This window comes from Croceitalea sp. MTPC5, assembly GCF_036985505.1.
GTDB lineage: Bacteria > Bacteroidota > Bacteroidia > Flavobacteriales > Flavobacteriaceae > Croceitalea.
Map to the genome: position 1 here is coordinate 74,186 of NZ_BTGQ01000003.1, position 13,094 is coordinate 87,279.

Here is a 13,094-nt window from a genome sequence, read left to right on the forward strand (position 1 = left end):
TTAAGGGGTAAGATGGTAAAACAGTAATTTACAGCACATTTTATCGACAAATAGTGTAATTAATCCAAAGTTTTATATTTTTGCCAACGATTAAATTTTAAAACCGATATTATTATGTCAGACATTGCATCAAGAGTAAAAGCTATTATCGTTGATAAATTAGGCGTTGATGAAAATGAAGTTGTTTCTGAAGCAAGTTTTACCAACGATTTGGGTGCAGATTCATTGGACACTGTTGAGCTTATTATGGAGTTCGAAAAAGAATTTGATATTCAAATTCCAGACGATCAGGCTGAGAACATTGCCACTGTTGGTCAAGCAATAAGCTACATAGAAGAAGCTAAGTAATTTTATGATATCTTACTAAAGATTATAATTATCCATGTGGTAATCCTTCCGCATGGATAATTTTTTTTAATTTCAAGGGTAAATAGGTTAAAAACAAGTTCTATGCAATTAAAGCGAGTTGTCGTTACCGGTTTAGGTGCTTTAACACCTATTGGTAATAATATTAAAACCTATTGGGATGGGCTTAAGAATGGAAAGAGTGGCTCAGCTCCCATTACATACTACGATACGGAAAAGTTCAAGACAAAATTTGCCTGTGAGCTGAAAGGTTATGACCCCCTAAATCATTTTGATAGAAAAGAAGCCAGAAAACTAGATCGCTTTGCCCAATATGCATTGGTCTCTTCAGACGAGGCCATCTTAGACTCTGGTCTTGACTTGGAAAAGGTCGATAAATTTAAAGTCGGTGTTGTTTGGGGGGCTGGTATTGGTGGCCTGGAGACTTTTCAAACAGAAGTTTTGAATTTCGCGCAAGGCGATGGTACCCCAAGGTTCAACCCTTTCTTCATCCCTAAAATGATTGCTGATATCGCTCCCGGAAACATTTCCATAAAACATGGCTTCATGGGCCCTAATTATACCACGGTCTCTGCTTGTGCATCGTCGGCGAATGCCATGATCGATGCATTGAATTACATTCGCTTGGGTCATTGTAACGTAGTGGTAACCGGCGGTAGTGAAGCAGCCGTTACCATTGCAGGAATGGGAGGTTTTAACGCTATGCACGCCTTGTCAACACGAAATGACAGCCCGGCAACCGCATCAAGGCCTTTCGATGCCACAAGGGATGGGTTCGTATTAGGTGAAGGTGCCGGTGCCCTGATACTCGAAGAGTATGAGCACGCCAAGGCTAGGGGTGCAAAAATATATGCAGAGGTGCTAGGTGGTGGACTTTCAAGTGACGCATACCATATGACGGCCCCACATCCTGAAGGTATTGGCGTCGTTAAGGTGATGGAGAATTGTCTTGAGAACGCAGGCCTGAAACCTGAAGACGTTGATGCTATCAATACGCATGGTACGTCGACCCCATTAGGTGATGTTGCTGAGCTCAAAGCAATATCCAAGGTATTCGGAACACATGCTGCGAACATTAATATCAATTCGACCAAATCAATGACCGGGCATTTGTTGGGTGCAGCAGGTGCTATAGAGGCAATTGCCTCCATTTTGGCGATGGAGCACAGTTTGGTACCACCAACTATAAATCATACCGTAGTTGATGAAAACATAGACCCTTCATTGAATTTAACATTGAACAAGGCCCAAGAACGCGAGGTAAATGTTGCGATGAGCAATACATTCGGGTTTGGGGGACATAATGCTTGTGTATTATTTAAAAAACTTAGTTAATACAGTAGATGAAGTTTGCTCCTAAAATATTTAGTTCCCATTCGAAATCGGATGGGAATTTTTTTTTGGGAATTAAACATATCCTAGGGTTCAAGCCCAAAAGGCTTCCTATCTATAAGAAGGCTTTTTTACATCGTTCGGTAAATAAAAGGGATAAGGATGGAAACCCGATGAACTATGAACGATTGGAGTTTCTGGGTGATGCCATGCTCGGAACGATTATTTCGAAACACCTCTACAACATGGTGCCTGAAGGCGATGAGGGCTACCTGACCAAAATGCGTTCTAAAATAGTCAGTCGCAAACACCTTAATGAATTAGGGAAAGATTTAAACCTCTTGGAGTATGTTGAGAGTAGGATACCAAAATCCCATTTTGGTGAGAACATACATGGTAATGTGTTTGAAGCATTGGTAGGGGCGATTTACCTAGATAGGGGGTACACCTATTGTGAAAAATTCATACATGAAAGGGTCATTATGCCTTATGTGGATATTGAACAATTGGAAGGTAAGGTAATCAGCTATAAAAGCTTGGTAATAGAATGGTGCCAAAAACAGAAAAAGACATTTCATTATGATGTTTACGAAGATACCGGCAACGATGCCCTTAAACATTTTGCGGTAAAACTGACCATAGGCGGACGCATATTGGCGAAGGCAAGGGCCACCTCAAAGAAAAAAGCTGAAGAGAAAGCATCAAAAAGAGCCTATTTCGCACTTCAAGATAGGATAAATAATAGTTAATTGATCGTCAACAAAAAGTCAACTTAAACGTTTTCGTTGGTCTTTCACACCTCAAACAAAGGTATAAACTAGGCTAGTTTAGGGATTACGCCTATATTTACAATTCGCATTGATTTAATGGTAACAACGCATAAGATATCCGCTGAGTTATATGAGGATAGTTTTAAACTGGTCGCTATACATTCTAGTTTGAATGCCCATTCCATGGCATACTATATGAACAAAGCAGCGAATCTCAGGCTTAAAAGGGCCTTGTATGATTTAGATGTGAATAGTTTTTCATTCCCTTTCTTTGAGTGGGAAGACCATTTAAACGAAAATAATTGGGTCTTGATTTGCAATACCGTTAAAAAAATACAACGGAATGAATCGATAGGGCTCTTTTTTGGGAACGACTCAGAAAGAACACACTATTTGGTTCAAGAACGTAAAGAGGTGGATTATTTTTTAAAAATTGAAGCAGACCAAGAAAGCCATATTGAAACCATAATCAATGCCATAAAATCCATTCCATCGGTAGTTACTGCTTACGGAGTTGATTTGAACCAATTAAAATCGAAAAGAAACTTAATTTTTTGAGAATGCCAACGAAAAAGAAAACGAAAATAGTTGCAACCCTAGGACCAGCTACCAGTAAAAAAGAAGTATTGAAAGAAATGATATTGGCAGGGGTTGATGTATTTCGAATTAACTTTTCGCACGCCAGTTATGATGACGTAGCAGAGCGAATTCAGATGATACGTGAGCTAAATGAAGAATTGGAGATGAGCACCGCTATCTTGGCCGATTTACAAGGACCAAAACTTAGGGTAGGTGTAATGGGCGAAGAAGTAGTCGTCGCCCCTGGTGATGAAATTCTTTTCGTGACGGGGGAACCTTTTGAAGGTAGTGCCGAAAGGGTCTATATGAACTATAAGGAATTCCCCAGGGATGTCAAGGCCGGCGAGCGTATTCTCTTGGATGATGGTAAACTGATGTTCGAGGTTGTCGCTACCAATGGCGATAATGAGGTTAAGGCGAAGGTTATTCAAGGGGGACCCCTAAAATCAAAAAAAGGGGTGAACCTACCGAACACCAATATCTCATTGCCGGCCCTAACGGAGAAAGATGTCAAAGATGCCATTTTTGCCGTCGGACAAGATGTGGACTGGATAGCCCTCTCCTTTGTTCGTTTTAGCCAAGATCTGATCGATCTTCAAAACCTGATCAAAGAGCACTCAGAACATAAGATTCCGATCGTAGCCAAGATTGAAAAACCTGAGGCCGTTGAGAATATTGATAAAATTGTGGCCTATTGTGATGGGCTAATGGTGGCACGGGGTGATTTGGGTGTTGAGGTGCCCGCGCAAGAGGTGCCCCTAATCCAAAAACAATTAGTGCTTCGTGCGAAGAAGGCAAGAATTCCCGTAATAATAGCCACTCAAATGATGGAGACCATGATTACGAGTCTTACCCCTACACGAGCTGAGGTAAACGATGTTGCCAATTCAGTGATGGATGGCGCTGATGCCGTAATGCTTTCAGGTGAAACATCAGTAGGCAATTATCCTGTTCAGGTCATTGAAAAAATGACCAGTATTTTAAAGAGTGTAGAAGGCTCGAATTTAATCAACGTGCCCCAGACCCCACCACACATCAAAACAAAGCGATACATAACAAAATCGGTGTGCTATCATGCTGCGTTAATGGCAAATGAAATTCAGGCAAAGGCTATTTCCACCTTGACCAATAGTGGATATACCGCTTTTCAGATTTCGGCATGGCGGCCAAGTGCCCACATTTTGGTATTTACCTCAAATAAAAGAATACTCACCCAATTAAATCTGCTATGGGGCGTAAAGGCATTTTATTATGATAAGTACGTCTCTACGGATGAAACCATCGATGATGTGAACCAAATCGCCTGTCGAAAAGGCTTTTTAGATGTAGGTGACATGTTGATTAGCCTAGCTGCTATGCCCATTAAAGAAAAAGGAATGGTAAATACGTTAAGGGTTACCGAAATAGAAACGTGTAACTTTTAGGCAACTTCTCGTTCAAACGCGATAAAGTTCACCACTTCGCCAGTAGTATTGCGCACAGGACCGCCCTTGATCCAACAATTGTAATGCGAGCCGTCTTTTCTGTAATTCAAGATCACCGCCTCGAATAGTTGATGGTTCTGCACGGCAATGGCTATTTTTGATGCCGTTTCAGCACAGGTTTTGGGTCCTTGAAATATTTTTGGTTGAAGTCCTTTTATTTCTTCCGGTCTGTAACCGTTCATGTCATAAATATTTTTTGTAGCATGTACGATTCTCAAATTGGTATCGGTCACAACGATAATATGCTCTTTTTGTAAAATCTCTTCATTAAAAGCGAAACTTTTTTCCCATGATCGTTGTTTAGAGATTTGTTGAAGGGTCGTTACATCGTTGAAATCGCCGCAAATCTTTTGAAAGTATCTTGAAAAGATATCCCATCCTAATATAGGCAGATCTTTAAACTTTTGCTTAGCATAAAAATTATAAGCTGCCTTATCGTAATGTTGTAGTTCTTTCATATTCAATACTATGAAAAGATATAGTGGTACTAAAATTTATAACATGGATTAACACTTCTGTTCAAAAGAATCGTATGCAAACGGTTCTATCCGTGTTAAAAGGGTCAACAAAAATTTGATGAAAATCGAGAGAGTATCCCCTAGATTGAGGGCTTGTCCATAATGTCCAGTAACAGAAAATGAAGTTATTATGGTCAAATTAAGTTTTTATACCAACCCATAAAGTGTTCTTAGTCGTTAAAAAATTTCGATACGTTTTTTGAAAAAGAAAGCTGATAAGCCCTTAGAAGGCAAGACTAAAACACAAAATTTAGAATAAAGGGAAGTTTTTGCAAGCAGTCGGGAAATTTCTGCCTCTTATTCATTTTCATTTCACCGCATCTTTGCCCTGTAATTAAACATCAAATATCATGAATACAATAGAAATAGCATCTTTTAATCCAATTGGGAATTTTATGGATAATGATAAATCAGCTGATTCAATGTTGATTTCAAAAAAAAATTGCGACCAAAAACATCACGGGGATTTTTATTGTGACGCAGAAAAACCATTTGTAGCAAATTTTTAAACCAAATAATAATAAAATAAAAAAAGTAAGATTATGAACATATTTAATGTCCCTAAGAGAACGGAAGTAAGTACGAACAATCAAGCAATTTTTGACAATTTGGAAAAAGCGGTTGGTTTTGTTCCTAACCTTTTTGCCACGTATGCCCATTCTGAGAATGCCTTATCAAATTATTTGGCCTTGTCAAATGCCAAAACATCTCTGAGTGCCAAGCAAAAGGAAGTGGTAAACCTCGCAGTAAGCCAAGTGAACGATTGCGTTTATTGTTTATCGGCGCACACGGCCATTGGTAAAATGAACGGATTTACCGATGAACAAATTCTTGAGTTAAGGGCAGGGTATGCATCTTTTGATACCAAATTGGATGCGTTGGCCCGTTTGGCCAGAAACATAACCGAGAGTAGGGGTGCTACTGATTCCGTTGTACTCGAAAACTTCTTCAGGGCCGGATGGACCAAAGAAAACTTAATTGACACGATCGTATTGGTAGGCGATAAGACAATTTCCAATTACCTACACAGAACAACACAGGTACCGGTTGATTTTCCAGTAGCACAACCTTTAGAATTAGCACAAGTATAATTTTTAATCAAAATAGTTCAATCATAAAGTCTGAAAATAATATCAGCAAAAAATCAAAAATCATGAAAAAAGTAATTACAGTTTTAGCAGTAGCGTTTTTAACCATTATATCCGTGAACGCACAAGATAAAATGACGGATAAAGCAGTAAAGACCATACAATTGGAACAGACCCCAGGGGAGTTTACACAGAAAACATTGACTGTTTCTGAGGGAACCTATGTATTTGAAATAGCCAATAATGGAGTTGACCATAAAGTAGGATTCGTATTGGTCGAAAAAGGAAAAGATGTCAGTAAGCCAGAGAACCATATCAAAACGGCCTATGTCACGGCCCCCGTTGAGACCAATAAGACGCAAACCTCAAAGCCTACTACCTTGGCCAAAGGGGAGTATGTCTATTTTTGTCCATTAAATCCTACCAGTACCGATAATACACTCATAGTAGAGTAAAAATATGTTTTAAGTTGGGTGTTGAGTCCTGCCAATCCTCGAAATGCATCGAGTAAATTGGCAGGACTTTTTTATGCTTCCGCTTCAGAGAAAAGTGATGGTGCAATACGTTTTGCTAAATGAATGGGCCAATCATTTTTGTGCAAATAGCTTTCCGTTATGGCGCTTTCATACAGTAAATAAAGCCCACCGGATATTTTTTCGGTCTCTGCCTTTGAAATATTCATTAGATTATCGCCAACGATACCACCTAAGAAAAGTAAGAACTCTTTCTTATGTTTTTGTATTAATGCGCTTATCATTTGGTTGTCCGGAGGCAATTCACCAAAGGTCTTGATCCCCCAACAACCATAGAAGTCATCATTGCGATACATATCCCTTAAATAATCAAAAATTGCCAGTAATTTTTGTTTTCCTTCTGGCCTTTCAAGAACATAAGATGATAAAGACCGCATAAACGATTTGTGACGCCTTTCTAGGTAGGCAATGCAAATCGCTTCTTTTGATTTAAAGTGATGGTATAAAGTTGCCTTGGCAATTTCAGCTTTTGTGATAATTTCATTGATACCAGTGGCGTTATAGCCGTTGACGTAAAATAGCTTACTTGCAATTTCTATGATATGCTCTTTAATGTTTGATTTAGCCATATTCAAATATAGTAAAGACTGGTCTGTCTATCATAAAAATCTTGGTTTTGAACGAATTTTGTGGCGGCTATATTGCGATGTGCGTGTAAGTTCAAGAAGTAAGAATATTTCTCAAGTTTTAGCGTTTTGTTGGCTATGAATGAATGTTTTCAACTGTAGTTTTGCAAAAAATCAAGCTTTGATTGTCGACCTCATAACAGCAATACTCTGGAGCCTTTCCCCTTTTGGGGAATCAAAGGTTGGTATTCCTTACGGTATTGCGCAGGGAGTCAATAGTTACTTGGTTTTAATCAGTTGTTTTTTGGCTAATTTGCTGGTATTCCCTATCATGATGTTCTTTTTAGAATACGTGAATAAGGGATTGATTAGATGGCGACCCTATAAAAAAGCTGCACTTTGGGTGGCAAAACGCGCCAAGGTCGGTACTGGGGGTAAAATTCAAAAATTCGGTTTTTTCGGATTAGCCCTTTTTGTCATGATCCCCTTGCCGGGCACTGGGGTATATGCCGGTAGTATAGCTGCCTATCTGTTCAGGATTGAACGTAAAAAGGCATTCATAGCCAATGCTATTGGTATTTTCTTTTCTTCCATTATTATCTGGTCGCTTACGGTATCCATTAAATTAATATAACCGTTTATAGATCAAATTTCAATTGTACCGATAGCGGTTCCCCATCACTTTTATCCACATTGTTCTTTTTTCCGGTATTCAGGTTTGCCAAAGAGATACCCAACAGGCGTACAGAGTTTTGCAGGGCTTGTTGGTATAAAAGTTCTTTAGCCGTTTCCAATATCAATTCTTTAGTCGCAACAAAATAGGGGAGGGTTTTGCTACGGGTTTGTAGCGTAAAATCACTATACTTGATTTTTAGGGTAATCGTTTTACCGGCGATTTTTGATTTTTGAAGGCGTCGTTCCAGTTCACTTGCGATGTTCTCTAAACGCTCGAGCATGAAAATCTCACTGCTGAGGTTCTCCCTAAAGGTTCGTTCAGCCCCTACTGATTTAGGAATACGGTGTGGTTTTACCTCACTTAAATGTATACCTCGAACCACATTGTAATAATACCTACCGCTCTTACCAAAGGTATTATCAAGAAAATCGAGGGATTTTGTCTTTAAATCCTTTCCTGTGAAAATCCCCAATTTGTACATCTTTTCAGCGGTAACCTTGCCAACCCCGTAGAATTTTCGAATATCAAGGTCTTCAAGAAATTGAATGACCTCTTCAGGGTTTACCGTTTTTTGACCGTTTGGTTTGTTGTAATCACTTGCCACTTTTGCTATGAACTTATTGATCGAAATTCCTGCAGAGGCGGTTAGGCCGGTTTTTTCAAGTATGTTACGACGAATTTCCTTAGCAATGAGCGTTGCAGAAGGGTTTCCTTTTTTGTTTTCGGTCACATCAAGATAGGCTTCGTCTAAAGAAAGTGGTTCCACTAAATCGGTATACTCAAAAAACAAGGCGCGTACCTGTTGCGAAATTTCTTTATAACGGTCAAATCTTGGTTTCACAAAAATCAAATCCGGACAATTGCGTTGTGCCAGAAAACCACTCATTGCACTTCGAACCCCGAACTTTCTTGCTTCGTAGCTTGCGGCTGAGACCACCCCTCGTTTCGAGCCTCCACCTACGGCAACGGGTTTTCCTTTAAGTTCAGGATTGTCATGTTGTTCAACCGATGCGTAGAAGGCATCCATATCGACATGAATGATTTTTCGTAAAGGGAAATCAAGGTCCATACCTCAAATTTAGGTTATTTTAGATGTATGGAAACGAAAGGTAAAACAGCAATTATATTAGGTGCTACAGGCTTGGTAGGGAGTGTTTTGTTACAATGTCTTTTACATGATGGACGCTATCAAAAAATTATCCTTTTTTCGCGAACTTCAGTGGGTATACAAGATTCAAAGCTTGATGAGGTGCTTTGTGATGTGTTGGCTTTAGAAGCCCAATTGGATAAATTCTGGGCAGACGAAGTTTTCTGTTGTATTGGCACCACGAAAGCCAAAACACCTGATAAAGTGCTGTATAAAAAGATTGATTATGGTATTCCGGTGGCTGCTGCCAAACTTTGTAGTTTAAATCAAATACATACTTTTATCGTAGTTTCTGCCTTGGGTGCTGATGCTTCAAGCGCTATTTTTTATAATCGCATCAAAGGTGAAATGGAACGGATGGTGCAGCAGTTTAACATACCAAAGATACATATGGTGCAGCCTTCCATAATCGGCGGTGATAGAAACGAACAAAGACCTGGGGAGTTTTTCTTTAAAAAGCTAATGTCATTTTTTGGGTTTTTATTGGTGGGTCCTTTTAAAAAGTACCGGGTTATCCATCCTGATAGTATTGCGAAAGCAATGGTTTGGCTCGCGAATAATACCTATACGAATCAACGAATTGCCTCAGATACCTTAAAAGAATTAGCCGTACATGGAACATCTTGAAATTGAACGTAAATTCTTGGTCAAATCTATCGCCTTTAAAGATATGGCAGCTTCAAAAAGTAGGATAGTACAAGGTTTTTTAAACACTGATCCAGAACGAACGGTGCGGGTGCGAATTAAAGGGGATGAAGGTTATTTGACCGTCAAAGGTATGGGCAACGATTCAGGTACCACACGATTTGAATGGGAGACACGAATTTCGATTTCTGAAGCTACGAACTTAATCGACCTTTGCGAACCTGGTATTTTAGAAAAAATAAGGTACGAAGTTCCTTTTGCAGGCCATATTTTCGAAGTGGATGAATTTTTAGGTGAAAACAAGGGTTTGATAGTTGCCGAAATTGAGCTGCAACATGAAGATGCACCTTTTGAGAAACCCGATTGGTTGGGTAATGAGGTAACGGGCGAAGCGAAATACTATAACGCACAGTTGAGTAAAGTCCCTTTTTTAAATTGGTAACAGGTCTTTTCTAATGAAAATTTTCTAAAATTTTGGTCGATAACCTGCTAAAGTAGTTAGATATGACCTGCCCTGGGCGATTCTATTTCTGCATTCAGTAATTTTTGACGCTTCATCATTTTTTTTGACCAAGAGTACAATGATGGTAAAAAACCTAAGACACCCAAAACTGCAGAGACCAGAAAAATATTAGGGGTAACCGTTATAAACGGGCCTGTGTTGAGTACCGCTAAAATAAGCAGTGTAGATAGCGGAAATGACAATGCTAGAATACTAATCGCATAATCGTTTTGAAAGGTCTTCTTTTTTACCTTGCCGGTCATCTCTAAAGTATCAACCGCCGCTATATGTGCATAGGGCCAAAAACTACAGGCACTTAACCCAAAAGCAAGTAAGAGTAGAATGTCATTTTGTACTTTCAACCCAGTGATGATGACGGCTATTCCACAAATCAGAAAGACAAGACCCGCCCTTAACGATAATAATGAGAAGATCTGAACGAATTGTTTTCGTTTTATTTTCACTGAAAGCCCTATAAACAATAGTACCAATGGAGTCATTATCATACTTAGCTTCTGCAGTGTTTCACTAATGAAAAAGGGCAATGATTCCATATTTAGGCCAAAACCGAGAAGTATCAAAGCCATGGCGATAAAAATATTCACAGGTTCAGCAACCATTACCTTGAGCATCGCACCTACTTTTGAGCCTTTGCTTTTTTGTTTTTTACCATGCAACGACAAGTACCAATTCATAGCTACTAAGTACAAAATGACCAGAACAAAAACCTTATTGCCCAAATCTGCCATTGCAGCTTTGGCGAGATAGTCTTCACCCAAGAATTCCAAGACAAAAGGGAAGCACGATAAACCCGGGGCCAAAGAAGGAATTAGCAATCGGGCAGTCCTGAACTCGGGGGTCCTTTTTTTTATTCCTAAAACGGGGAGTACCAAAGGAAAAATCAAGAATAATAGCAGGTTAAGCCCAAGGGCTAAAAGGGGTAACAATAACAAATTCAGTTTAATATGAACCCCCAAAAGGGCAATGAAGATAGTAGCAGGTAAGGCAAGGTTTAAAATAATTTTTTTAATACCCGTTACCTCATCTTTAGATTTAAACTTGTTTTTTAGTAGAAACCCGATAAAGATGAAAAATAAAAATACTATCGTTTTTTGAAAACTTATATCCATCTAGCTATACGATGACCTTCTGCAAAGCGGTTATGAAAAGTTTCATCTCATCCATAGTGCCCATACTTACGCGACACCAATTTTTACCCATAAAATTGAAGGCACGGACACCAACTTTTAATTCGGTCATCTTCTGGAGAAATTCTTTACCCTCCATTTCAATGGGAAAAATCATAAAGCTTGTATATGAAGGGACATATTCAATACCCATTTTAGTAAGTTCTTCATAGACATATTCACGGCAGGCCGCGTTTTTTACACGCGAACTTTCTAAAAATGCAACATCATCCATGGCACCCATTGCGGCATATACTGAAGGATATGAGATGCCCATACCTGCCCTGGTAATTTCTTGAAGTCTATCTAAGGTTGTCTCTTGTGCAACGGCATATCCTACTCGAAGGCCTGCCATACCATGTATTTTGGAAAAAGTACGCGCAACGATAACATCCTTACCCTCTTTGATTAAGGAAACCATGCTTTGTTCTGCTCCATTCCCTAAAAACCATAAATAGGCCTCGTCAACAAAAACCGTGACTTTTTCAGATACTCGAGAGCAGAAATCAAGTAGCTCGGTAGCATCCGTTATCGTACCTGTCGGATTGTTCGGATTACAGATATACACCAACTTGGTATCTTCGTCAATGGCGGCCTCCATTGCCTTTAGATCATGGGACCAATCCTCTTTTAACGGTACGGGCTTCCAAGTACCACCGGCGGCTTCGGCTACACGTATTAAAGACATGTATGCAGGATCGGCAGAAACAACGTTACCACCGTTCATGAACAAGACCATCGCCGTCTTCTCCAATAAATCAGAAGAACCTGGGCCCATCATGATGTTTTTTGGGGTGACACCCTCAAAGTCCGCTATTTTGTCTACCAGTTGAAAAAGTTCTTTCCATGCATAGCGGTTCCCTCCCGCAGCGGATTTTTTTAGCGCATCCAACGCCATTGGTGAAGGTCCATATGGATTTTCATTGGCATTCAATTTGGCTTCCAACAACGGAAACCCCCTTGTGATGTCAGGTAGGTATTCTTTGAAGAAAGGGCTGTAAATGGCATTACCACTAACATCTAGTTGCAGTGGGCCCCTAGAAGATTCAGCAAAGCCAAGGTACGGGGCGGCCATGACCCCGCCAGCTGTTAGTATTCCTTTTTTAAGCCAATCTCTTCGATTTAGTCGGTTGGTTTTCATAGAAGTAGTTTTTTGAATTCGCCATGACCCTAAATTAGGGAGCGAAGACAAAGAATCCTATGGTAAAAAAATAAAAATCAAGGGGTTAAAATAGTAGATATGGATTTTGACCCTGTAAAAATTATCAATCTGAAATGGTTAAACAGAAATATTTAGGGTTATTTGGCGAAAATACCATCCATTTCCAGCAAGGGAATAGTAATAAGATTATTCTTGGTTACCGTATTTTTTTCAAAGATAAACCGCCTTTCGTATAATTGATCATCAGCGTAATAGGTGACATAAAATTCATTGGTAAGGGCAAGCACGTCTTCCGTCACCATTTCAATCTTCTCATAACCCTTGGCTTTGACTACACCAAAGGCATACCTCATGGTTGAGGTCTTACGATCGTCGTCATACCCTTTTGAAACGACCAAGGCCATTTGAATAGGGGTATTTCTGTTATTGATAAGGTAGGCGTTCCAGTCTTTCGACAAGAATTCTTTGTTCCACTCGTGTACAATGGCCACGTAGACTTCTTTAGAAATAGGAATGTGGATATCCTTCTTCATTGATGG

General features: G+C 39.5%; 17 protein-coding genes. 11 read left to right on the plus strand and 6 right to left on the minus strand.

The window, feature by feature from the left end; genetic code table 11:
* Nucleotides 1–114 precede the first annotated feature (114 nt).
* The 5 genes from AACM45_RS10265 (at nucleotide 115) to pyk (ending at nucleotide 4,471) form a co-directional block, all read left to right on the plus strand.
* On the plus strand, nucleotides 115–348 hold the full coding sequence (locus AACM45_RS10265) for an acyl carrier protein (protein ID WP_047247024.1): 234 nt from the start codon (nucleotides 115–117) through the stop codon (nucleotides 346–348).
* Between the two features lie 102 nt (nucleotides 349–450).
* The gene (gene fabF, locus AACM45_RS10270; RefSeq protein ID WP_339142485.1) at nucleotides 451–1,701 is read left to right on the plus strand and encodes a beta-ketoacyl-ACP synthase II; all 1,251 of its coding nucleotides are present in this window, start codon (nucleotides 451–453) and stop codon (nucleotides 1,699–1,701) included.
* 8 nt (nucleotides 1,702–1,709) lie between these two features.
* Entirely contained in the window at nucleotides 1,710–2,447 is a 738-nt protein-coding gene (gene rnc, locus AACM45_RS10275; protein WP_339142487.1) for a ribonuclease III, read from the plus strand.
* A 117-nt stretch (nucleotides 2,448–2,564) separates the two neighbouring features.
* A complete protein-coding gene (locus AACM45_RS10280) occupies nucleotides 2,565–3,026 on the plus strand; it encodes an IPExxxVDY family protein (protein ID WP_339142488.1) in 462 nt (153 codons plus the stop codon).
* A gap of 2 nt (nucleotides 3,027–3,028) precedes the next feature.
* Nucleotides 3,029–4,471 (plus strand): pyruvate kinase, encoded by a 1,443-nt coding sequence (gene pyk, locus AACM45_RS10285; RefSeq protein ID WP_339142489.1) that lies wholly within the window; start codon nucleotides 3,029–3,031, stop codon nucleotides 4,469–4,471.
* Here the strand turns inward: pyk and AACM45_RS10290 are convergent.
* Nucleotides 4,468–4,989 carry a PAS domain-containing protein gene (locus tag AACM45_RS10290; RefSeq protein ID WP_339142490.1) on the minus strand — a complete coding sequence of 174 codons (522 nt, stop codon included), beginning with the start codon at nucleotides 4,987–4,989 and terminating at the stop codon, nucleotides 4,468–4,470. The two genes, pyk and AACM45_RS10290, sit on opposite strands and share 4 nt — an antisense overlap.
* 410 nt (nucleotides 4,990–5,399) lie before the next feature.
* On the opposite strand from AACM45_RS10290, the gene AACM45_RS10295 reads away from it, so the two are divergent.
* The 3 genes from AACM45_RS10295 to AACM45_RS10305 all read left to right on the plus strand — a co-directional run bounded on the left by AACM45_RS10295 (nucleotide 5,400) and on the right by AACM45_RS10305 (nucleotide 6,592).
* Nucleotides 5,400–5,558, plus strand: a complete 159-nt coding sequence (locus AACM45_RS10295) for a hypothetical protein (protein ID WP_339142491.1) — start codon at nucleotides 5,400–5,402, stop codon at nucleotides 5,556–5,558.
* Nucleotides 5,559–5,591: 33 nt separating this feature from the next.
* Entirely contained in the window at nucleotides 5,592–6,140 is a 549-nt protein-coding gene (locus AACM45_RS10300) for a carboxymuconolactone decarboxylase family protein (protein ID WP_339142492.1), read from the plus strand.
* Between the two features lie 62 nt (nucleotides 6,141–6,202).
* Nucleotides 6,203–6,592, plus strand: a complete 390-nt coding sequence (locus AACM45_RS10305) for a hypothetical protein (protein ID WP_339142493.1) — start codon at nucleotides 6,203–6,205, stop codon at nucleotides 6,590–6,592.
* 71 nt (nucleotides 6,593–6,663) lie between these two features.
* Here the strand turns inward: AACM45_RS10305 and AACM45_RS10310 are convergent, their stop codons facing one another.
* A complete protein-coding gene (locus AACM45_RS10310; protein WP_339142495.1) occupies nucleotides 6,664–7,239 on the minus strand; it encodes a TetR/AcrR family transcriptional regulator in 576 nt (191 codons plus the stop codon).
* A 178-nt stretch (nucleotides 7,240–7,417) separates the two neighbouring features.
* Between AACM45_RS10310 and AACM45_RS10315 the strand changes: the two genes are divergently transcribed.
* Entirely contained in the window at nucleotides 7,418–7,870 is a 453-nt protein-coding gene (locus AACM45_RS10315) for a COG2426 family protein (protein ID WP_339142497.1), read from the plus strand.
* Nucleotides 7,871–7,874: 4 nt separating this feature from the next.
* Here AACM45_RS10315 and dinB read toward each other — a convergent pair whose 3' ends face one another.
* A complete protein-coding gene (gene dinB, locus AACM45_RS10320) occupies nucleotides 7,875–8,981 on the minus strand; it encodes a DNA polymerase IV (RefSeq protein WP_339142498.1) in 1,107 nt (368 codons plus the stop codon).
* Nucleotides 8,982–9,008: 27 nt separating this feature from the next.
* Between dinB and AACM45_RS10325 the strand changes: the two genes are divergently transcribed.
* Complete coding sequence (locus AACM45_RS10325) at nucleotides 9,009–9,686, plus strand: NAD-dependent epimerase/dehydratase family protein (RefSeq protein ID WP_339142499.1); 678 nt, start codon at nucleotides 9,009–9,011, stop codon at nucleotides 9,684–9,686.
* Nucleotides 9,673–10,146 carry a CYTH domain-containing protein gene (locus AACM45_RS10330; RefSeq protein WP_339142500.1) on the plus strand — a complete coding sequence of 158 codons (474 nt, stop codon included), beginning with the start codon at nucleotides 9,673–9,675 and terminating at the stop codon, nucleotides 10,144–10,146. The genes AACM45_RS10325 and AACM45_RS10330 overlap by 14 nt, the downstream gene beginning before the upstream one ends.
* Before the next feature lie 56 nt (nucleotides 10,147–10,202).
* On the opposite strand, the gene AACM45_RS10335 is transcribed toward AACM45_RS10330, so the two are convergent.
* The 3 genes from AACM45_RS10335 to AACM45_RS10345 form a co-directional block, all read right to left on the minus strand.
* The gene (locus AACM45_RS10335; protein ID WP_339142501.1) at nucleotides 10,203–11,336 is read right to left on the minus strand and encodes a permease; all 1,134 of its coding nucleotides are present in this window, start codon (nucleotides 11,334–11,336) and stop codon (nucleotides 10,203–10,205) included.
* 4 nt (nucleotides 11,337–11,340) lie between these two features.
* A complete protein-coding gene (locus tag AACM45_RS10340) occupies nucleotides 11,341–12,534 on the minus strand; it encodes a pyridoxal phosphate-dependent aminotransferase (RefSeq protein ID WP_339142502.1) in 1,194 nt (397 codons plus the stop codon).
* 158 nt (nucleotides 12,535–12,692) lie between these two features.
* Nucleotides 12,693–13,088, minus strand: coding sequence for a hypothetical protein (locus AACM45_RS10345; RefSeq protein WP_339142503.1), 396 nt, complete (start codon nucleotides 13,086–13,088; stop codon nucleotides 12,693–12,695).
* Between the last annotated feature and the right edge of the window lie 6 nt (nucleotides 13,089–13,094).

Excerpts from the sequence above, each read along its gene's own strand:
- AACM45_RS10265 (WP_047247024.1), top strand. The coding sequence starts at position 115 with ATGTCAGACATTGCATCAAGAGTAAAAGCTATTATCGTTGATAAATTA.
- fabF (WP_339142485.1), top strand. The coding sequence starts at position 451 with ATGCAATTAAAGCGAGTTGTCGTTACCGGTTTAGGTGCTTTAACACCT.
- rnc (WP_339142487.1), top strand. The coding sequence starts at position 1,710 with ATGAAGTTTGCTCCTAAAATATTTAGTTCCCATTCGAAATCGGATGGG.
- AACM45_RS10280 (WP_339142488.1), top strand. The coding sequence starts at position 2,565 with ATGGTAACAACGCATAAGATATCCGCTGAGTTATATGAGGATAGTTTT.
- pyk (WP_339142489.1), top strand. The coding sequence starts at position 3,029 with ATGCCAACGAAAAAGAAAACGAAAATAGTTGCAACCCTAGGACCAGCT.
- AACM45_RS10290 (WP_339142490.1), bottom strand. The coding sequence starts at position 4,989 with ATGAAAGAACTACAACATTACGATAAGGCAGCTTATAATTTTTATGCT.
- AACM45_RS10295 (WP_339142491.1), top strand. The coding sequence starts at position 5,400 with ATGAATACAATAGAAATAGCATCTTTTAATCCAATTGGGAATTTTATG.
- AACM45_RS10300 (WP_339142492.1), top strand. The coding sequence starts at position 5,592 with ATGAACATATTTAATGTCCCTAAGAGAACGGAAGTAAGTACGAACAAT.
- AACM45_RS10305 (WP_339142493.1), top strand. The coding sequence starts at position 6,203 with ATGAAAAAAGTAATTACAGTTTTAGCAGTAGCGTTTTTAACCATTATA.
- AACM45_RS10310 (WP_339142495.1), bottom strand. The coding sequence starts at position 7,239 with ATGGCTAAATCAAACATTAAAGAGCATATCATAGAAATTGCAAGTAAG.
- dinB (WP_339142498.1), bottom strand. The coding sequence starts at position 8,981 with ATGGACCTTGATTTCCCTTTACGAAAAATCATTCATGTCGATATGGAT.
- AACM45_RS10325 (WP_339142499.1), top strand. The coding sequence starts at position 9,009 with ATGGAAACGAAAGGTAAAACAGCAATTATATTAGGTGCTACAGGCTTG.
- AACM45_RS10330 (WP_339142500.1), top strand. The coding sequence starts at position 9,673 with ATGGAACATCTTGAAATTGAACGTAAATTCTTGGTCAAATCTATCGCC.
- AACM45_RS10335 (WP_339142501.1), bottom strand. The coding sequence starts at position 11,336 with ATGGATATAAGTTTTCAAAAAACGATAGTATTTTTATTTTTCATCTTT.
- AACM45_RS10340 (WP_339142502.1), bottom strand. The coding sequence starts at position 12,534 with ATGAAAACCAACCGACTAAATCGAAGAGATTGGCTTAAAAAAGGAATA.
- AACM45_RS10345 (WP_339142503.1), bottom strand. The coding sequence starts at position 13,088 with ATGAAGAAGGATATCCACATTCCTATTTCTAAAGAAGTCTACGTGGCC.